Source organism: Clostridium akagii DSM 12554 (genome assembly GCF_000686725.1).
GTDB classification, from domain to species: Bacteria; Bacillota; Clostridia; order Clostridiales; family Clostridiaceae; genus Clostridium_I; species Clostridium_I akagii.
Genome location: NZ_JMLK01000016.1, coordinates 98,293 through 120,886 on the forward strand (window position 1 = coordinate 98,293; position 22,594 = coordinate 120,886).

At 32.3% G+C, this 22,594-nt stretch carries 8 protein-coding genes; all 8 read right to left on the minus strand.

The features are described 5' to 3' along the window. Positions 1–93: 93 nt before the first annotated feature. Positions 94–1,077 (minus strand): bis(5'-nucleosyl)-tetraphosphatase (symmetrical) YqeK, encoded by a 984-nt coding sequence (gene yqeK, locus BR66_RS24795; protein WP_051624175.1) that lies wholly within the window; start codon positions 1,075–1,077, stop codon positions 94–96. Continuing rightward, complete coding sequence (panD, locus tag BR66_RS0110035) at positions 1,074–1,475, minus strand: aspartate 1-decarboxylase (protein WP_026882823.1); 402 nt, start codon at positions 1,473–1,475, stop codon at positions 1,074–1,076. Before panD ends, yqeK begins: the two co-directional genes overlap by 4 nt. Beyond that, a complete protein-coding gene (locus BR66_RS0110040) occupies positions 1,465–17,376 on the minus strand; it encodes a non-ribosomal peptide synthetase (protein ID WP_026882824.1) in 15,912 nt (5,303 codons plus the stop codon). Before BR66_RS0110040 ends, panD begins: the two co-directional genes overlap by 11 nt. Positions 17,377–17,482: 106 nt before the next feature. After that, the gene (locus BR66_RS0110045) at positions 17,483–18,394 is read right to left on the minus strand and encodes a PTS system mannose/fructose/sorbose family transporter subunit IID (RefSeq protein ID WP_026882825.1); all 912 of its coding nucleotides are present in this window, start codon (positions 18,392–18,394) and stop codon (positions 17,483–17,485) included. Positions 18,395–18,413: 19 nt separating this feature from the next. Further along, a complete protein-coding gene (locus BR66_RS0110050) occupies positions 18,414–19,220 on the minus strand; it encodes a PTS mannose/fructose/sorbose transporter subunit IIC (protein ID WP_026882826.1) in 807 nt (268 codons plus the stop codon). A 33-nt stretch (positions 19,221–19,253) separates the two neighbouring features. Then, the gene (locus BR66_RS0110055; protein WP_026882827.1) at positions 19,254–20,231 is read right to left on the minus strand and encodes a mannose/fructose/sorbose PTS transporter subunit IIA; all 978 of its coding nucleotides are present in this window, start codon (positions 20,229–20,231) and stop codon (positions 19,254–19,256) included. A gap of 143 nt (positions 20,232–20,374) precedes the next feature. Next, a complete protein-coding gene (locus tag BR66_RS0110060) occupies positions 20,375–20,848 on the minus strand; it encodes a mannose/fructose/sorbose PTS transporter subunit IIB (protein WP_026882828.1) in 474 nt (157 codons plus the stop codon). Between the two features lie 244 nt (positions 20,849–21,092). Continuing rightward, a partial coding sequence (locus BR66_RS0110065) for a PRD domain-containing protein (RefSeq protein ID WP_026882829.1) occupies positions 21,093–22,594 on the minus strand: 1,502 nt, incomplete at its 5' end.

The window sequence follows — 22,594 nt, forward strand, 5'->3', positions numbered from 1 at the left end:
TGCTTATCTAATTTAAATATATTTTTCTTGATATTTATCATAATCAATAACCTCTATAAAAACTAATTTCAGTTTGATATTATTACCTGGTGACTATTTTGTTTCCTCTTTGTGGATCTTTTGATATGCAATTTTTACAGAGTAACAAATTTCATTTTCACAATCTGACTTCTGTTGATGATACAAAATTGCTTGAAGTAATTCAGGATCATCAATTCCAAATCTATTCTTTGCAAAGTAATGACTCAATTTGGGAAGTAGTGATTCATTAGTTTCATGTCCAGTTTTTAGCCCAAACTTATTTGCTACATATTGTCGCTGATTTTCAAAAATAGTATTTGCACTATTTGATAATACAGCTGCAATAAAAGCTTTGTTAAAGCTATCACTTCCCTTTGGAAACAATTCCGATGCTTTTTCCCCCATTCCAAAAGCTTTTTGAAATTCACAAACAATCTCATTTAAAAAATATTTTTTTTTGATATCTTCACTCACATAAACATTTCTAGTTTCTCTGGTCAATGCTTGGAAATTTTGCCCTTTCAAGTAATAACCATAACTTCTAACGAGAAAAGGATGAACCACATAAAGATCAGAGTTCCACAGCCATTCAAGAAAATAGCAACAGCCTTCATCTAAAGAGCGATCTAAGGCATTTAACAAACCTTTCAAATATGGAGGTTCACCATTTCGATCCCAGTGAATCTTGTCAGCAATAAAAATAATTTTAACTAAATTACTTGCATTATCAATACAGGTAGTGTGATAGCGAATTGAATCTAACACATCATGACTTTCAATTCCAAACAAGACTTGTGCAAAATAATCTCCCTGCTTTGCGTGAACAAGCATCGGCACCTCACGTTCTTCTTGAAATAACTCAATACCTAAAGATTCAGCCACTTCAACCCGATTGCTATCAGGAATTGCTCCGCCTAGATCATGGAGACTACCTGCAATAAAGGCAGTCTCTGGATCTACATTGAATTTTAAAGCTAATTCAAAAGCAACTTTCCCAACACCATAGGCATGTAGGAAATTTTCAGTTACTGGGGTTAAAAATCCACAATCTCTCATAAGCTTTTCAACTCTTCGGTTAATAGTCCATATTTTTCATATCTTACTTTTTTTTCAATCATGTTTTTTTCATCCACTAAAACCACGTAAGGCTGTAACTCTTTTGCTTCCTTTGGTTCCATTTGAGCATAACTCATAATAATAACCTTATCCCCTATAGAAACACAACGAGCAGTTGCACCATTCATACAAATCATTCCTGAATGGCGTGGACCTGCAATGACGTAGGTTTCAAATCGTTTTCCATTATTAACATCAGCAATCTGAACTTTTTCATATTCAATAATTCCACTAGCTTCAATTAATTCTTCATCAATTGTGATACTACCTACGTAATCCAATTCTGCTTGCGTGACAGTCGCACGATGAATTTTTCCCTTTAACATCTCAATTAACATTTAGTTTATCTCCAATCAAATTTTTAATTTTAATATCTATATTATTTACTATTTCTTCTAAAATAGTTTTGTAAATACGCGAAAATCTCTCAATTGTTTCAGCTTGGAACAATGTTCGCTTATAGTTAAAATCTATGTTTTGTCCCCATACAAAAATCGTAAGATCGCAAAATGCATCCTTATCTGAATGTCCAGTCATTTCTGAAATAGAAGTAAACAATTTCGAGTGTTCTAAAGCTTCACCTTTAAATCCTTGAATGCCAAAATAAACATCATTACCAGTTAGTCTTATATCTAGTTCATGAATTAGTTGTTCAAGGGGAATATCTTGATTATTTTGGGCATCAATAATCTTGTTATTCAGCTGATGAACAAACGTTGAAAAGCTTTGGTTTTTATCAATATCCATTGTTAATAGGAACTGATTTATAAATAATCCAATTACATTCTCTAGTCCCTGCATATTTCGATTTACAGTCGGTATAGCAATGGGAATATGTTGTTGTCCACTTACACTTGATAGCATCAAATAATAAGTGCCAAGCAACACATTGTGTAGCGTCATACTTCTTTCTTTAACCACTTTAGTCAATCGATTATAAAAATCATCTTCCAAATGGAGATATACATCTCCACCATTGTTTTTAGCAGTCTCGCCTGAAATATGATCTTCTGGAAGATTTAAGCCTTCATAATTCTTGAATTCTTCGCGCCAGAAGTTTACTTGTTGATTCTTTTTAGCACTGTTTAAGAAATCATTCTGACATCTAGCAAAGTCTCTAAATTGATAAGGTAACACAGGTAATTCATCTCCGTAATAAGACTTTTCAATCTCATCTAAGAATAAGGATGTTGACCAACCATCAAATGCCACATGATCTATTACACATACAAACTCTCCATTAAATATATTAACTCGTATAGGAATTTCATTTTCCAAATGAAATTGATGATCGAAATATTCATAGCGATGGATATTATTATGAGTTATCACTAAAGGTCGTTCATCTACCACTTGATAGGTGTCATAAATTCTAGTCCGTAATATTTCTTGTCGATCAACAACTTCAATTACTACTTTTGCTAATTTTTCAGGATCTATTCCTTCGTTAATTTTGAAAGCCATCTTGATATTGCTATAAGAATTTACAGGTACTATTTTGTATTTCTGTTGTGCAAATGAAAGTTTTTGATCTTCTTTATTTTTAAAGTATTGTTTTGTCACAACGAGCCTATTTATTTCGTTACTATAATGAGAAGCTTGAATCACTTGTGCAATTCCCTTAATCGTTTTAGCATCAAAGATCTCTTTTATAGTAATTTTCTTATTAAAGATTTCCTTCAATATGTTTACTAACTTGATTGCTTTAATTGAATCTCCACCAATCATAAAGAAGCTTTCTAATATAGATGTAGCCTTCGGATCGACATCAAGTAAACCACACATTGCATCTAATACACATCGTTCTACATCATTCTGAGGAGCAGCAAACTCTACATTATTTTCATATGTGATTTCTGGTAGTGCACTTCTATCGATTTTACCGTTAATAGTCAGTGGGAATTCTTTTACATGTTTATAACCGGCTGGCATCATATAATCTGTTAAATAAAGAGACAATACCTTTTCAATCTCAACACGTTGAATTTCTTCATCGCTCTGGTAATATACGCCTAAATGTTTACTCCCCTCCTTGCCTAACGCTAAAGCAATTACTTGTTTTATACCTTTGACTTTAAACATGGCACTTTCAATTTCACCTAATTCAATTCTGAATCCTCTGATTTTCACTTGGAAATCATTTCTACCTATCAATTCGAACTCATCATTTGGCAATACTCGCACGATATCTCCAGTTTTGTAAATACGACTGTATTCTTCAATTCCTTTTGTGTTATATGGATTTTTAGCAAAAGATTTCTCTGTTAACTCTGTTTGACCATAGTACCCTCGTGAAAGTTGAGGCCCACCTACATAAAGTTCTCCTACTGCGCCTTTTGGAAGAAGTTTTCTATTTTCATCCAATACGAAGTGAGAATAGTTTGGAAATGGTAACCCAATATTTGAATAGTTATCTGAAACTTTCTTCATTGATGTCCAAACAGTTCCTTCAGTAGGTCCGTAAATATTAATTAAGTTAATATCTTGGAAGCGATTTGCAAAAGCATCATTCATCTTCTCTCCGCCCACCATGATTGTTGTAAGAGATGTGGAAATAATCTCCTTATCGTTATCTTGGAATAGGTAGCTAATCTTTCCAGGAGTCGATTGTAAAGTAGTCACATAATGATTCTTCATGAACGCAGGAAATTCTTCTGGAGTCCCAGCAAATAGATTTACTGTCTTACCTCTCAATAATTGTCCAAATACTTCAGTACCAAAGATGTCAAAAACGTACTCTGCAATACAACCAAATTCGATATCTTCAGTTCCAGTATTATTGATAGCAGCAAGTATATCTTCCAAATAAATTATGAAATTCCGATGTTCTACCATTACCCCCTTTGGCCTACCTGTTGTTCCAGATGTAAAGATAATATATGCTAAATCACTTGGTTCAACTTTTATTGGAAGGTCTTCTTTTTTACTTGAAAACTCTTGTTTCATAAACTCTTCATCAATCACAATTTTTGCTTTTACTTGCCCTTTAATATATTCAATTCTTTCTAAAGAGTAAGTCGGTGACATCGGAACATAAATAGCACCTGCTTTCAATATTGCAATAATTGCAATAATCATGTTTTCTGATTTTTCTAGTAAAAGAGGTACACGATCACTTGGTTTTATTCCAGTTTTTTCAACAAGTGTGTGTGCTACTTGGTTTGCTTTTGAGTTCAATTCATCAAAACTATAGTTTAAATTTCCAAATTTTAAAGCAACATTATTTGGATGAAGTTTCACTTGTTTCTCAAGTTGTTCAATAATAGTAGTTTCTGGATAATGTGCTGTACCAAAATCAGGTATTTCATTTACATAAGTGAATTCATCAACCTCTTGAATTAGTTGTTCAATTATGCTTTGCATGAAGTAAAACAATTCAGCTATGACATTATCCGCAAAAATTTCACCTGAATATTTAAATTGGAAATTTAATCCATGCTCATTTTCATAGAGTACAACGGTTATTGGATAATCTAATTTTTCTTGTCCATCAAAATGAGTTATTCGCAATTTATCTCTATCTCCATCCTCCTTTGGTAATGGATAATTTTCATAGATAAATAACGTTTCAAAGAGCCGTGTGCCATTTAATTGAAGGCTTGCAAGGCTAACATTACTATGCATCATGCAATCATTATTAATATCTTGTAATCTCTGAAGCTGAGAGTCAATACCATCATTTGTGTGAGTAAATTGTACAGGTAAAGTACGAATATATAGACCGACACTTTCTTCTATACCCTCTACAGGGATATTTCGCCCTGCATTGACAACACCCACAGTTGTTTCTTTAACACCACCATAAACACTTAACAATTTGTGCCATGCATATTGAACAATAATATTAATTGTGAAACCTTTATTATTTGCAAATCCTTTAAGTTTGTCATAATTATCGCCGCTAATTTCAAATACACTGTCTTTTGGTTCTTTAATTCTGTTTATTTCCTCAAGTTTTACTGTGTGTTTTTCCTTTTTAAATAAACCAGCTAAATCAGGATGAAATACTTCTCCAAGATATTGTTTCCAAAAAACAGCTGAATCGTTTTTAGTGCTCTCAAGATATTTTTGAGATTTAATATATGTAATATCTTCACGAATAGTCACCTGCTGATTTTTGCACAACTTATCATAGGTATCATTTACAAAATCTAGCATAAGAGGATTAGACCATCCATCTAATATGGCATGATGGTTTGTTAAGACACAAGTATAATGACTGTCATTATGCTTGATGAGTCTAATTCTAAACAAACTTCCAGATTTTAAATCAAAAGGAGTCATTCTTTGAGCTTGGACAACTTTATTTAAATCAATATTTTCTACTAGCTCAAAATCTAGATTACCATCTTTAGGAATCACTTGAAGTATCTCTTCATAATCAGAATTCAAACATAAACGCAAGCTTGGATATTTTTTCTGAGCTATAGACCATGCTTTACGATATTTATCAACATTTATTGTCTGTTCGTAGTCAAAAATGTAAGAGCAAATATATGCATCATCATTTGTAACATTATTTAATGCATGGTATATAAATCCTTCTTGCAAGGTATTAGCGGATATAACGTCTTCCAATTCTTGATCTTTTTGAAGTTCATTTAATTTTTCTTGAGATATGGATGAATCGATATCTTCACTGGTCAAGTAAGTTCTATGGAATGATAACAGTTCATCTACTAATTCTTTTAATTTAACCTTATATTGGCTTGCCAAGCTTTCAATACCTTCTAAATTACCACTTATTTCAAGAGTTAATTTTTTTTGGAATATCCCACCATTTACAGTCAGATAGTCTTTGAAATTAACATTAGTTGTGTCTCCAAGATCACTAGTAATAATTGACCAGTCATCTGAAGAACCATTATCCATTTGCCCTAAATAGTTAAACAATATACCTGGTAGATTATTTGAGTGAATTCCATATTTGGCACCATAGCTAACTCCATAATCCGTGGCAGATCTGTTATAATGCTTCGTTTTCATCAAATCAGTTGAAATTTTTTTGGGATATATTGCTGTAAACCAACCCACCGTTCGTTGAATATTAATATTTTCGGTGATTTCGGCTCGTCCGTGAGATTCCAATTTAATATGGCTAATGTCTTGACCATGGACAGATTTTAATGCTCGTGCAAAGGCTGTGAACAATACTTCATTAATTTGAGTATTATAAACTTGATTAACTTTATTTAATAATTGTTTCGTCAACTTATAATCAAATTTAATAGTGACTTTCTTGTACTTATCAGATGTTTTAAACACTTCTTTATCGCTTACATTGATTTCTGAAGACACACCTTTAGTGTTCAGTTTTCGGATTTCTTCAGACCACTGACGATAACTAGTTCCTTTTTGTGGAAGTGCATGTCCCGCATAAAGTTCTTTTAGATCTGAAGCAATAATCTGCCAAGAAACAGTATCAATTATCAAGTGATGACATATCACAGCTAAAACATTCTCACTTTGTTTAAATACGAAACGGTAAAGATTTCCACTAAGATTAAAACTTTCTTGAATATGACTGAATTCTTCTGGAGAATCGGCTACCAATATATCAATATTATCTATTTTCTCAGTATAATACTGATTTTTCCCATGGAAAGATAACCGTAGCGCATCATGATAATTTACTAAATCAACTAGAGCTTTTTTCAGACGATCTAGATCAATGTTTCTTGGTAAAGAAATAGCAAAAGCCTGGTTAAAGTAATTGGAATTAAAATCTTCGAAGAACCATTCCTGGATTGGAAGTAATTTAACGTCTCCTGTTAATTCTCCTTGCTCACTTAATACTTCTATCTTTTTAGCTTTTCCAACATATCGTGAAAGATTCCTAATAGTTTTTGCGGCGAAAATTTGTTTTATCGTTATTGTTTGATTCAATTTTTGCTTAATTCGATTACTTAACTGAATTACCTTAATTGAATCTCCTCCAAGATGGAAAAAACTTACCGTTACACTTACATCCTTATTATCTAAACCTAGAATATCTGCTATTATTTCTTGCAGTTGAATTTCAATTTCAGTTTCTGGTGGTACAAATTCCTCTAATCTGAATTTAGGTATAGGCAACCTTTTTTTATCTAATTTACCATTAATAGTAAGTGGAAAGCTTTCCATAAAAACAAACGCACTAGGAATCATATAATCAGTTAAACTTTCTTCCAATTCAAGTTCAAGAAATTCATCTGATAACTCTTGATCAGCTTGATAGTAAGCAACTAGATGTTCGTTGACTGCTAACACAACCGCCTGTTTAATTTCTGTAATTTGAGTAAGTCTCGCTTCAATTTCTCCAAGTTCAATACGTAACCCATGAATTTTAACTTGAAAGTCGTTACGTCCTAGATATTCAAATTCTCCCGTATCTAGTAGTCTAACAAGATCGCCTGTTTTATAAATTCGTCCAAGCATAGTATGTTGGATAAATTTATCAGCTGTTAGTTTCGGTTGATTGATATATCCTCTAGCTAATTGAATACCACCTAAAGCTAGTTCACCAATTGCTCCGTTTGGTAATAAACGCTCTGAACGACTCAATACATAACAGTTAGTATTTGGAACAGGCTTACCAATAAGCACTTTTTCTAGTGAATGATCGTTACAATCAAAATATGTCACGTCGATACTTGCCTCAGTTGGACCATACAAATTGTACATTTTAGCGTTAGGAACAAGATTTTTAAACTTTCTAACACTATTAACGTTTAATGCTTCGCCTGAACAAAATACATATTTCAAGGAACTAATATCAAAACTTTCTGTATTAAGGTCTTTTTTATACATTTTCAAAGTATCAACAAATGCATCTAACATGCTTGGAACAAAATGCATTACTGTTATTTGTTTATCCTTAATCTCTTTCGCTAAATAAAGCGGATCTTTGTGACCGCATTCTAAAGCAAATACAATACGCGCACCTGCTAATAATGCCCATACTTGTTCCCAAACAGAAACATCAAATACATAATTGGTTTTTTGATAAATTTTATCAGTTTCTGTTATTGGGTAAGCTTCATTCATCCATTGAACACGATTGCTAAGTCCTGCATGTTCAATCATTACACCTTTTGGTTTTCCAGTTGTTCCAGAAGTGAAAATGATATAAGCAAGATCATTCATAGAAGGCCTTATTTCTGGATCATGATCACTAGTTTTCTTATAGACATCAAACGATTCATCAATAATTAGTTTCGCTCCTATTTGTTTAATAATATATTGTTTTCTTTCTTCTGGAAATTGAGGAGAAATAGGAACATAAACACAACCTGCTTTTAAAACTCCCCAGATGGCAATTGACATTTTTTCGCTACGTTCAAGTATCAAAGGAATTCGATCTCCAGGTTTAACACCATTTACTAGCAAATAATTTGCTAAATGGTTAGTTTGCTTATCAAATTCTGCATATGTCAATTGGATATTCTGGTATTCAACTGCAATAATGTCTGGTGTGCGTGCTACTTGTTCTTTAAATAGATCCACAACCGTTTTATTTGGATAATGGACAATTTTACCTTTTGCATAATCATCAGATACTGCGAACTCTCCTATTGATGCCTTGTCATTTTCAATTATTCTATTCAATACTAAAACATAAGTTTTTAACATCGCTTGGATGGTTGATTCTTTGAAAAGATCGTTGCAGTAATTAAAACCGATATAGCCATTTTCGACTAAAACAGATAAATCATATTTTGCAGTATTATAGTTTATTCCACTATTCATATCCGTAAATAAGTCGTTTTGAACTAATGCATTCGGTGAAAAATCTTGAACACTAAACAATATTTGGAAAATAGCATTTCTTGACGAATCTTGCGACACATTAAGTGCTTTTACAATTTGTTCAAAAGGAATATCTTGATGGTTTTGAATTTGAATAACCTCATGATGATTTTCTTTAATAAGTTTTTCAAATGTCATGTCTTCAGTAATCAATGTTCGTACTGGTAATGTATTGATGAAAAATCCAATTAAGTCTTCTGTCCCCTCAATGTGACGATTGGCAAATGGTGTCCCAACAACAATATCTTGCTGATAACTAAACTGTGCCAACATTACATCTAATGCACTTAACATTATAGTATAAAGACTAGTTTGGTGTTTTCTTGCCAGTGCCTCTAAATCTTGCTGCAGTTTCCCATGAAACGCTTCATGAACATCTGAACCCTTATAAGTGAAATTCTTCGGTCTTTCGTAATCAGTTGGAAGATATAAGTTTTCGTAAGAATCAAGAGCTGACTTCCAAAAATCAATCTGTTCTGCAACTTTTTCATGTGCAAGATATTTTCTTTGCCAACTAGCATAGTCTTTATATTGTACCCTTAATGGGTCTAGTTCTTCACCGTGATAAAGTTTTATCAGTTCTTTTAGTAAAAGTTCTGTTGACCAACCATCGAAAGCAATGTGATGGATAACTAATGCCAATTGATTATCAAAAATATTTACTCGTATTGGAATTTCATTTTCTAGGTCAAAAACTTGATCAGCATATTTCTGAACACTAATTGAATCATGGCTTACCTTAAACGAATCATGAGTCACGACTTGGTAATTATCCGTAATTATTGTTCGCAGTATTTCATGCCTATCTACAATTTTATAGAGAGCTTTTTCAAGATTTTCTACTGAAACATCATTTGATAGATGCAGTATTAATGGAACATTATAAGCACTGGTACCTCGCTCAAACTGTTCAATAAACCATAAACTTTCTTGAGCAAAGGAAAGAACCTGTTCATCCTCAGATGAGAAATTCTCTTTTGTTACTTTTATCGATCTTGGTTTTAGCTTCGCTAAATTACGAATATTTTTTGCTTCAAATATTTGTTTTACTTGTAGATTTATTTTATTTGATAGTTTTAGAGCAAGAATGGAGTTCCCTCCGAGTCCATAAAAATCATCCAGTACCGAAACTTTATCAATTTCTAATAACTCGGTAAATGCCTTTGCTATTTCTTTCTCTCTGGCATTTTCAGGTTCAATAAATTTTTTGTGTTCTATTGCAGGTTCTGGTAGTTTTCTAAGATCAATTTTCCCATTCAGTGTCAATGGAAATTCAACTAGTTGCACGTAACTAGTTGGAAGCATATATGTTGGTAATAAACCTTCCAATGTATTTTGTAACTCACCTTTATAGTAGGCAACTATATTGTTACCTTTGACTAAGGCTAGACATTGAACAATAGAATCTTGTTCAATTAATTTCGCTTCAATTTCACCTAACTCTATTCTGAATCCTCTAACCTTAACTTGAAAATCATTTCTACCAATATAAATTAAATCTCCAGATGACAATTGCTTAACCAAATCGCCAGTTTTATATAGTCTTCCAAATTTCGGATGATTGATAAAGGAACTATTCGTTTTTTCCTCATCTCCGATATAACCTCTTGCAAGCCCTACTCCACCAATAAATAATTCACCTATGGCATTTATTGGGACTTCATGCAATGAATCATTTAATACATGCACAGCAACATTTTTTAAAGGTTTGCCTATGTTATTCGAGTTCATTCCATGTTCATAGATTTTAATAGTCGCACATACTGTTGTTTCAGTTGGGCCATATCCATTAACTATGGTTGTACCACTATTTTCATAAGCATGGTAAATATTATTTGGCGTTGATTCACCTTCAACAATCAAAATATTTAATGACAACAAGGTTTCCGAATTTAGAATTGCTGGAGGTAGCACTGCTAATGAAATATTATTTTTTTCAATTATTTCCTTTAGCAATTGATAATCCATACGAGTTTGGTCATCTAATAAATAAGTAGTTGCACCTGCTAGTAATGTATAGAATAATTCAGAAACAGAGGTATCAAATACAAAATTAGCAAAATGTACGGCTTTCGTAGCTGTAGTGATATTAAATAACTGAATTTGATTATATATCGCATTTACAATTCCATGGTGTTCAATCATAACTCCTTTAGGAACTCCTGTTGTTCCTGATGTGAAAATAATATAAGCTAATGAATTTTCAAATACTGGCACATTAGGATTTGTTACTTCCATGGAACTAATTTCAAAATCATCAGTAACGATAAACGGTGCATCAACCTTTTTTGTAATATAGTCTATCCTTGATTGAGGATATTCATAACTCATTGGTACATAGTTTGCTCCAGCTTTTAATATACCTATTATTGCTATTACAAATTTTTCACTTCGTTTCATCAAAATAGGAATGTGCATCCCAGAAACTACACCATAATTATCAATGAGCGTGTGGGCAAATTGATTTGAAATTTCGTTTAATTCTTTATATGTCAGACTATTTTCGCCAAACACAATGGCTTTGTTGTCTGGATGAAGTTTTGCTTGTTTTTCAAATAGTGTATGAACTGGAAGGTTAGGATATTCTTCTTTCTCTTTCTGTCCTAATTCACGGTTGTAAATAATATCTGAAATTGCGACTTTGGGTTCTTTAACTATTTGTTTTAAAACTAGTTCATAAGTTTTTGCTAGTTCTTCAATAGTTTTTTCTTTAAAAAGTTTTGTTGAAAAAGTAAAATTCACTATGTTTTTTATATGAATAAGCGAAATATCAAACTTTGTACTATTGATATGAAGGTCTTCATTAACTGAAGTGAACAAATCATTACGTTCAACCTCTTCAACAATATCTTGGAATCCAAACGTAATTTGAAAAATCGGATTTCTTGATAAATCTTTTTCTTCTTCAAGTGCATCAACTATTTGTCCAAAAGATAAATCTTGTTGCTTTTGAGCCTCTAACATCTGATCATTATTTTGATTTATTAATTCACTAAAAGTATCATCTGAGTTAATAACAGAACGAATAACCAATGTGTTCACGAAGATTCCAATCATATTCTCGGTACCTTGAATATTACGGTTTGCAATTGGAGTCCCCAAAACAATATCCTTTTGATTTGTATATGCTGACAAAACTAACATAAATGCACTAAGCGTTACACAAAAAAGACTAGTGTTATGTTCCTTGGCAATTTCATTCAATTGTTGAATTAGCAATTCATCTAATTCATAGTCGAACTCTTTTCCATCATAATCAAATTGTTTTGGTCTAGGAAAATCAGTTGGGAAATCAAGTGTTTCATAACCAGAAAGTTTTTCTAGCCAATACTCTTTCTCTTCTCTTAATAAGTCTTTACTTTGTGATGTAACTTGCCATTTAGCATAATCTTTATATTGTACTTCCACAGGTTCAAGATACTCGCCATCATACAAATGAACTATTTCTTCCAAAAATATATTAGTAGACCAACCATCAAAAGCAATATGATGAATATTTATAGCCATTGTATCTTCATAAATATTTACTTTAATGGGTATTTCTTTTTCAAGATCAAATGAATACGCAAAGAAATCATCTATATCTATTCGTTCATATGTTATTTCAATGGTTTTATCTAATACCTTTTGATAAGAGTCCACAATGATTGTTCTTAAGATTTCATGACGTTTAACTACTTCTTTAATTGCTCGTTCAAGTTTTTCATGATTTGCTTCTTTATTAAGTGTTAAAAGTAAAGGAATATTATATGCATCAGTTCCTTGCTCTAGCTTATCAATAAAGAAGAGACGTTCCTGTGCATAGGATAGATTTTGATCTTTCTCTCCATTAAACACTTGTTTTTCAACAATTTGAGTTCTTTCACATACTTTAGCAAGATTTGAAATGGTTTTTTGTTCAAATATTGCTTTTACTGGAATATTTATTAAACTAGCAAGAGAAATTGCGGCGATAGAGTTTCCTCCTAAACGAAAGAAATTTGCGTTTATTGAAACCTTCTCTAGTCCTAAAACCTTACATAAAGCTTTCTCAATTTCTTTCTCACGTGATGTTTTTGGAGCAATATACTCATCTTTATATACTGGTTCAGGTAGAGATCTAATATCTAATTTTCCATTAATAGTAAGTGGTAATTCTGTCATATGTATATATGCCATTGGAATCATGTAATTAGGTAAAGATTTTGCTAACTCGTCATATAGTTCATCACTTTCAAAGTCCAGGTTAGAAACATAATAAGCAACCAAGTTATCATTCTTCGCAATAACAGCAACTTGATCTATTTCTTCGATATCGTTAAGTTTATTTTCGATTTCACCTAATTCAACACGATAGCCACGAATTTTTACTTGGAAATCTTTTCTCCCAAGATATTGATATGAGCCATCATTCAAACATCGAACCAAATCACCTGTATCATAGATTATGCCTTCTCCAAAGGGATTTTTAATATATCTTTCAGCTGTTTCTGTAGGTTGATTTACATAACCGCAAGTTACCTGATTTCCACCAATATATAAGTTACCAACTGCTCCTTTAGGTAGAAGTTGTTTATTATCTTCTAACACATAAGGTTCAACCCCACCTATTGGTCTACCAATGGATAAATCCGTAACATCATTATTTACAAAACTTAACACAGTTGTTTCTGTTGGACCATAACAATTATTCAATTGGATTGAGGAGTCTTTATACTTGTTAATTACTTCCTGTGTAATTGCCTCTCCACCACAATGTATAACTTGCATGGTTGGTACTTTTTTCAAATTTATCCTGGCTGCCAAGGATGGTGTCATACCAATGGCATTCACTTGAAATTTATTCAAAGTATGAATAAAAAGGTCAATATCATAAATTAAATCTGTATCTAAAATGACTACACTTTCGCCCATAGTAAATGGTCTAACCAAATCATGAATTGATGAATCAAAGACATATTCAAAAAAGGCACCATTCACAACTCCTTCATGCATCCCAGACTTGTCCATTTTGGCAACTTCAGTAACATAATTACTCAAGTTTTTATGTTTGACCATAACACCTTTTGGTTTTCCACTAGTGCCTGAAGTGAAAATTATATAGGCCAGTTGTTTAGATGTTATTTCTTTTTCAGGGTTACTCACGTGATTAGGAAATTCTTGATTCATAAATTTATCATCTATAACAAAATTAGCTTCACAAGTATCTAAGATATATTGGATACGTTCCTTGGGATATTTCAGACTAATCGGTACATATGCTGCACCAGCTTTTAATACAGCAAGGATTGCAATAACCATTTTATGAGTCCGTTTAATCATTAATGGTATCTTTTGTTCAGTTTGAACTTCTAGTTCATCTATTAGATAATTCGCTAACTTATTGACTTCTGTATTTAATTCTTTATAACTGAAAGATTTATCGTTGTACCTTAAAGCAGTATCATCAGGTAGTAATCTTACTTGATTCTCAAATAAGGCAACAACATTTTTATAATCTCCTGCTTTCTTAAAATCTAGGAGTTTTGAATGCTCTTGTTCTGTTACAAAAGATATATTTGAAAGTTTCTTCTCTGAGCTACTGATAACGATTTTTAAAGTATCTATGAAATTAGCAGCAAGGCTTTCAATTGTTTTAGCCATAAATAATGAAGAATCATAATTAAGTAGCAATTCCATGTTCGAGTTTGAATTCTCAACTTCAAAAGTTAGAGGAAATTTTGCTTTAGTTGTTTTATATGAATTTTTCTTTGCTTTACCATCAAAATAGTGTGTGCTTACTTCAGTATTTTGATAAACAAACATACAATCAAAGAGCGGATTTCTGTTTCCACTTGTGGCATGAAGATCTTTTACTATTTCTTCAAATTGATAGTTCTGATTTGAAATTGCAGTTAATACATTATCTTTTATGTTGTTTATAAACTCTTTCACTGTTAATTTTGGATGTGGTTTTACACGTATGGGCAATGTATTAACAAACATCCCTAACATATTTTCAGTAGCTTCGTTAATTCTACCATTAGTAACCGTTCCCAAAATGAAATCTTCACTATGATACATCTTTGATAAAAGAATACTAATTGAACTAAAGAAAACCATATACTTACTAATTCCATTCTGTATAGCAAATGTATGAATATTTTCTACCAAAGTTTTATCTATTGAAATTCTATATGTTTTACCCACAGGACTATGATATTTATCCTGTTTGTAATCGTTTGCCAATTCGAGCTGTTGGTAATCACAAAGGTAATCATTCCACCATTTCCTTTCATCGGCACAATTAAGTTCATTAAACCAAGTGCTATAGTCTTTATAGTGTAATTCATGAGCGTTTAAGTGATTACCTCCATATAATTGTCCTAATTCTTGATAAAATATTTCTTCACTTCTACCATCAGTAATTATGTGATGTTTGTCGATAAAAAGCGAATTATATTCTGAACCTTGTAATAATCGAACTCTCATTGTTTGTCCTGTATGCAGATTTAATGGTTTCACAAATCCTGAGTAGTCTTCAGTGTAAGGTACCTCTTCAAAATCCAGAGTATTTTCAGCCATTACTTCTTGAACATACTCTCCATTTATATTTGAAAATTTTGTACGCAAAGATTCATGTCTCATAATCATTTCTTTTAGAGCGTATTTTAACTTTGATTTGTCCACTTTAAAAGAGAAATCTATTACTGTTTGTTCATTATAAGTTGTTTCATTTTTATTCATTTCATGGGAGATGAACATTCTTTTTTGTGCAGGACTCATTGGATAAAATTCTTTTTTACCTGCGGGTTCAATTGTATTTTCATCTTCAATTTCTAATGATCCTAATAATTTAGCTAATTCTTTGACTTGCTGATTATCAAAAATATCTCGCGTACTTAATCTTTTATAAGTCTTTTCATATACGTAATTTGACAATCGCATAGCATTCAACGAATTGCCGCCCAAATGGAAAAAGTTATCTAGTAACCCCACATGAGTTGATTTTAAAATTTGTTCTATTGCTTCAACAATAAACTTTTCTGTTTCTGTAGTAGGAGCTTGATATTGAGCCATATCAATTTCTATTTTGGGTAACTTAGCTCTATCAAGTTTTCCATTCACATTAAGAGGCAATTGTTCTAACCAAACATACATTTGTGGCTGCATATATTCTGGCAAGTATTTATTTGTAATTGATCTAATGTATTCTTCTTCTAGCTCTTTATGACTTACATAGTAAGCTGCGATGAATTTATCATCATATCCAACAACTACCGATTTTTCAATTTCAGGAATTTTTTCAATCTGAGCCTCTATTTCAGCAGGTTCAGTACGTATACCATTAATATTTAATTGAAAATCATTACGACCAACAAACTCAAATTCATCGTTATCAAGTCTTTTTACTAAATCACCAGTTCGACAAAGTATTCCTTCGCCAAATGGATTAGAAACAAAATGTGATTTTGTTTCCCCTTCTAATTTAAGATACCCTTTTGAAAGTTGATTACCAGTAACACACATTTCACCAACCTGACCAATTGCTACTTCATTTATATTATCATCCAAGACATAAGCAGTCATGTTATCTAAGGCTGCTCCAATTTTTTTAATATCTTCTACCCTTTCTATCGTCTTCGCAGTTCCAGCGTGGAATTCTGATTGTCCATACACATTGACTAATTTAATATCATTTCCATGAGTATTGTAAAAAAGACTTTTGGGAATTTTTTCTCCAGCTACAGCTACAGTATGGACATGCTTTAATTTTTTATAATCTAAACTATCAGCAAGTGACGGCGTGCACTGAAAATAATTAATCTTTTTTTCATTGATATAGTCTGAAAATTTTTGAATATTTTCAAGACAATCTTGTGATGAAATCACTAATGTATGACCATTGAATAGTGCTCCAAATATTTGAGTTGTTGCAACCGAAAATACATAGTTAACTAGAAGCAACATATTATAACTATTATTAATATCAAGTTTAAGGTATTTACAATAAGACTGAATATGACTCACAACACTTTTATGAGTATGCAATACCCCTTTAGGATTTCCTGTTGTTCCTGACGTATAAACAATATAGGCTAAATCATTGGTATCAATTGATACATTCAAATTACTATCATATTGCTTGAAATTTTGAGAAAGGAATTTATCATCAATAACTAGTTTAGCTTCGGTTTGTTGCTTAATATAATCTATTCTAGACTCTGGATATTGCTTAGATAAAGCTGTATAACAAGCACCCGTTTTTAAGACTGCCAATATTGCAACAATAATCTTTTCGTTTCTTTCCAAAAACAATGGAACGATATCGCCAGAAGAAATACCATATTCATTTACCAGATAATTTGCTAATGAGTTAGCTCTCTTATTAAGATCATCATAAGTAATTTGATTATCGCCAAATTCTGCACCTACTCTAGTTGGAGTTTTTTCTACTTGTTGTTCAAAAGCAGAAATTATAGTTTTCATCATATTTGCAACAACTTCTTTCATTATATTGTAAAATTTTTTCTTACTTTACATTAACTGCCTATGTTTAAAAAACCCGGGCCAAAAGGCCCAGGCTAAGTAAAAAATATTACATTAATCCGATTAAGTGGAAAACAATACCTATTACGAAGAGCCCAAGAATAATTATAATTGGAGATACTTTCTTCCTAAGTAACCACATGCACAAAAATGTAAGTGCTAATCCTGCAAGTCCAGGAATCAACGAATCCAAGTTGTTTTGTAATGTTGTAACCTTATGATCAGTTAATGACAATCCACCTGCTTGTTGTTGCAAAGCTTGTTGAATACCCTTTGCTCCAGCAGGAATTTTGCTCCAATCAATGAATGCACCGTCTGCTAACTTAACGGATGATACTGTTGGTACAAATTTAACTGTTACCCATCTGTTAACTAATGATCCCAAGATGAACATACCAAGGATTGATGCTCCTTTTGTAACATCTTGTAGTAAATTACCTGATACATCATCGGTAATACGAGTACCTGCTTTGTAACCAAACTCTTGTGTATACCACATAAATGCCATACGGATGATATTCCAACCGAAGAAAAAGATAATTGGTCCAAGGATATTACCAGCCATAGCCATAGAAGCAGCTAATGCTCCTAAAATTGGTTTAACTGTAAACCAGAAAACTGGATCTCCGACACCTGCTAAAGGTCCCATCATACCAACCTTAACACCTTGAATAGTTACATCATCAACTGGTAAACCATTTGCACGGTCTTCTTCTAATGCTAATGTTACACCAACTACTGGTGCAGCTACATATGGATGAGTGTTAAAGAACTCCATATGACGTTTTAATGCAGCTGTTCGCTCTTCTTTAGTTTTATATAATTTCTTTATTGCTGGAATCATCAAGTAAGTCCAACCACCATTTTGCATTCTTTCATAGTTCCATGAACCTTGAAGAAATTGTGAACGCCACCATACAGAAATACGATCTTTTTTTGTTAATTCTACTTTATTTGCCATTTTAATTTTCCCTCCTTTCTTAGTAGTTATCTATAATATCGCCTAATGGATCACCCGTATTTGAGCTTCCACCATTACCTGTGCCACCTTGTTTAGTAAGCTTTAAGTAAATAAGAGCTAAACATACACCGATTGCACCAAGTCCGATAAGTGTAATTTGTGTAACAGTTGCTAACACAAAACCAATTGCAAAGAATGGCCATACTTCTTTTGTAGCCATCATATTGATTACCATTGCATAACCAACAGCTACGACCATTCCACCACCAATTGCTAAACCAGCTGTTAACCAAGCAGGCATTTCTGAAAGTAATGTACGAATTGGACCAGCGCCTACAGCTAAAATCAAAGCTGCTGGAATTGCGATACGCACACCTTGCATACAAATTGCAACAATATGCCACATTTCAAGTTTTGCTATATTGCCTTTTTCAGCAGCAGCATCCATAAAATGTACAATTGCTGTTGCTATAGTTCTACAAACAATTGTTAATAATAATCCTGCAACTGCTAATGGAACAGCAATAGCTATAGCTGAAGAAACTCCTGCTGTACCTTGGCCACCAAGAACTAAAATAATTGCTGATGCAACAGATGCCAGTGCTGCATCTGGTGCTACGGCAGCACCGATATTGGACCAACCTAAAGCTATCATTTGAAGAGTACCACCTAAGATTAGGCATGGTAATAAGTTACCTGTAACTAAGCCAATTAACGTACATGCAACTACTGGTTGGTGAAGTTGAGTTTGATCCAAAATACCTTCCATACCAGCTAGAAATGCAACGATAACGACTAATATTATTTGAATTATATTTAAAGTCATGATTATTAATCCTCCTTTTTTTGAATAGTTAGATTATTTTAATTTATTTAGTTCGGATTGTGCTTTTTTAAGAATTTCATCCATATTTTCTTTTGAATCATTTGGAACTTTACGAACATCAAAAGTTAGTCCAGCTTGTTTAAGCTTCTTGAAGGTATCAATATCTGCTTGATTAAAAGCAAGCACTTTGCTAGGTTGAACTTTACCTACAGCGTGAGCCATAGAACCAATATTGATTGTCTTCAAAGGTACTCCACCTTCTACTGCTCTAAGAACATCTTGTGGATTTTCAAAAAGAAGCAATGCGCGTTCTCCTCCAAATTGTTTATCATTTTTTGCAAGTTTAATCATTTGATTAACTGGAATTACATGAGCCCTAACTCCTGGAGGAGCAGCTTGTGTAATCAATTTTGAACGAAGCTCATCTTTACTTACTTCGTCGGACACCACAATAATTCTTGTAGGGTTCACAGATTTTGCCCAAGCAGTCGCTATTTGACCATGAAGTAAACGAGAATCAATACGAGCTAAAACATATTCGAATGATCCAGGTGCACCTGTATTAGGTCTTTTAGCAGAAGTTGCTGAAGATTTACTATTATCTGCTGGTTCTAATTCTTCAGGCTTAACTTTAACCCCTTCTTTAGCTGTTTCTAAAATATGAGCCGCAATTTTCTGTGCTGATTCCATTGAAGAACGTGAAGCATAAGCTTCAATAACCATTGGTAAATTCATACCGGCTACGATTGCCCACTTTTCTTTGTGTTCTTCAAATAAACCATTTGCTTGGTTGAATGGTGTACCGCCCCAAAGATCAACTAAGATTAAAACCTCATCTTGGCTGTCAAAGGATGTGATTGCATCTTTCATTTTTGCTTTAAAATCATCAGGTCCTTCGCTAGGCATCAACGTAACAGCTTGTACGTTTTCTTGCTCTCCGAAAATCATTTTAGCAGATTGCAAGATGCCTTTAGCAAATTCTCCGTGACTCGCAAGAATAATTCCTACCATCTTTTATACCTCCTATTTTTTATTTGTTACAGTAAAATTTATATAAAAGTTTTTGAAAAACCTGTAACCAAATTAATAATGATAACGCTTACAATCGAAGCTCAAAATTTAACTTGTTTCTCCATAATTTAATATGTTGAATCTTATAGTTTTGACATTAAATCTACTTTTGAATCTGAAGAAACTTTTCTTATTTCTAGTTCAATGCCTTTTTCATTTAATTTTTTAAAAGCTTCAATGTCCGTACCATCTACTGATACTACACTAGTTATCTGTTTCTTTCCTTCTTTAAATGACATACCACCAATGTTTACACTCTTTATGTCAACTCCACCTTCAACCATTCTTACAACATCAGTTGGATTAGTGAATAACAATAGCACTCTATCATTTTTGTATTTTGGAATGTTATAAGCTCTTATTGCCTCATCAATCCCTACAACACTTGATTTAATTCCTGGAGGTGCAACTTGCTCCAAAAGCGTCTTTCTAATTGAGTCCTTTGTTACATCATCATTACATACAATTATTCTTTGACATTTTGTGTCTTTTGACCAAATTGTTGCTACTTGACCATGTATTAATCTGTCATCAATTCTTGCTAAAACTATAATCATTACAACTGATCCCCCTCGGCAGCACTTTCACCTAAGTTGTTACACTTATATATAGCAATTGTCGTGCCAAAATAGTGTATTGCTTTTTATATTTTTGTTAGATCTTTTAAAATAGCCATTTTAAATTTCAATCTTTTTTTTTGTTCTTTTATATTGATACACTTTCTCTATAATTTCAATACTGATTTCAATCTTTCACCGATAAAAAGTGTATCAAAATAGAAGTGTATCAGTGTATTATATTTTATTCTATCATTTCTGCCAAAAATAATATTTCATCTTCAGTTAAACTTACGTTTATTGCTTCTTTAAATACTTTATTTGCCTCTGTAATAATCTCTACCAAATTGGAATTCAGCTTAGCTCTTTCCCTCTTGTACTTTAACCCGTCCTTTATTATCATTCTCTCTAGTGCACACCCTACATGCACCATTATTCTTATTTTTGTTGCATTGTTAAAGCTTATTTTTGTGTTTTCTTCTAAAAGATTTACAAATTGATACAATACACTTATTATTTTAGAAGGATTTAAATAAGTCAAAAATTGATTTAAGCTGTCCTCACATAGATCCTTAACTACCACATTTTCATGGCCTTTCTCAATTTTAAAGTTTTTTCTCTGTATTATGCTCATTAAAATATTTTCACCATGTCCACTAATTAACTCTTCAAGGGAGATAAATGGAGCTTCAATTTTAGGATTTAAAATACCAACAGAAGCTATAATACTATAGTTATTTTTTATTTTTATTATTTCCTCTTTCATGTCTTTTATGCTTATTGGTAAAATTTCAATATCTTTTTCATCTGTACTTTTAACAATGTTCTGCACAAGTTCTTTTAGCTTTACTGCAGTCCCCTCACCGGTGGAGCATATTGTTATTATAGCCTTTTTTATATTTGTATGTTCTTCATTAGTAACTTTATCTTCTTCCTCAATCTTTGAATACCCTCTAAATTGCTTTAGAGAATTATATAAGGCATCTAAATTCATGTCTAAAATAGATGCTTTCCTTATGGCTTCTAATACTAATGATGTGGTAACCATATCTAGTGTCTTAACCTTTATATCAGTTTTTTCCATTATTATAGACTCAAAGCTCACGAGTGAACCCATATCAACAAGTAGTAGAACACCCTTGCCCATGTCTATTTCTCTAGCCTTTTCAATAATTTCATTTAAAGTTCTAGTGGGACTAACTTCTAATGGCATATCTATTGCTTCGATTACACCCTCCCCTAGAAGCTGTTTTGCCACATTAACCATACTGCTTGCTGTACTACTTCCATGTGCCGCTACAATTATTGCCACATGCTCATTTGTTTGTTCCTCCGTAATAGAACTGATTAGCAAGGTAAGATATATAACTTCAATTTTGGGAACAACCACATTATATTTTTTTTCAACCATGCCCTTTACATCTACTGCAATATTGAATTCCTCATGCTTATCATTTATAATACCTTCTATATTTGTATACTTAAGATTTTGATGATTACTTAATCTGTTTAAAAATGAACTTAAATGTAGACTTAATGCATATAAAAATCTATCAGTTAGTGTTTTATCAAGTTTTTTTTCAATCATGTCCATTATTTCTTCTGAAAATTCAAGAATGTCCTCATCTACTATTTTTAATATTTTACTTCTACCATCCTCATCATTTTTAACCTTGTTATAAAAGGATTTAATATGAACATTAATATCAGTTGTAATAAAATTGTTTATATACTCCTCATCTGCTC

What these genes read in the sequence shown, in the direction of transcription:
- yqeK (WP_051624175.1), bottom strand. Translation starts at nt 1,077, where the DNA reads ATGAGAGATTGTGGATTTTTAACCCCAGTAACTGAAAATTTCCTACAT.
- panD (WP_026882823.1), bottom strand. Translation starts at nt 1,475, where the DNA reads ATGTTAATTGAGATGTTAAAGGGAAAAATTCATCGTGCGACTGTCACG.
- BR66_RS0110040 (WP_026882824.1), bottom strand. Translation starts at nt 17,376, where the DNA reads ATGATGAAAACTATAATTTCTGCTTTTGAACAACAAGTAGAAAAAACT.
- BR66_RS0110045 (WP_026882825.1), bottom strand. Translation starts at nt 18,394, where the DNA reads ATGGCAAATAAAGTAGAATTAACAAAAAAAGATCGTATTTCTGTATGG.
- BR66_RS0110050 (WP_026882826.1), bottom strand. Translation starts at nt 19,220, where the DNA reads ATGACTTTAAATATAATTCAAATAATATTAGTCGTTATCGTTGCATTT.
- BR66_RS0110055 (WP_026882827.1), bottom strand. Translation starts at nt 20,231, where the DNA reads ATGGTAGGAATTATTCTTGCGAGTCACGGAGAATTTGCTAAAGGCATC.
- BR66_RS0110060 (WP_026882828.1), bottom strand. Translation starts at nt 20,848, where the DNA reads ATGATTATAGTTTTAGCAAGAATTGATGACAGATTAATACATGGTCAA.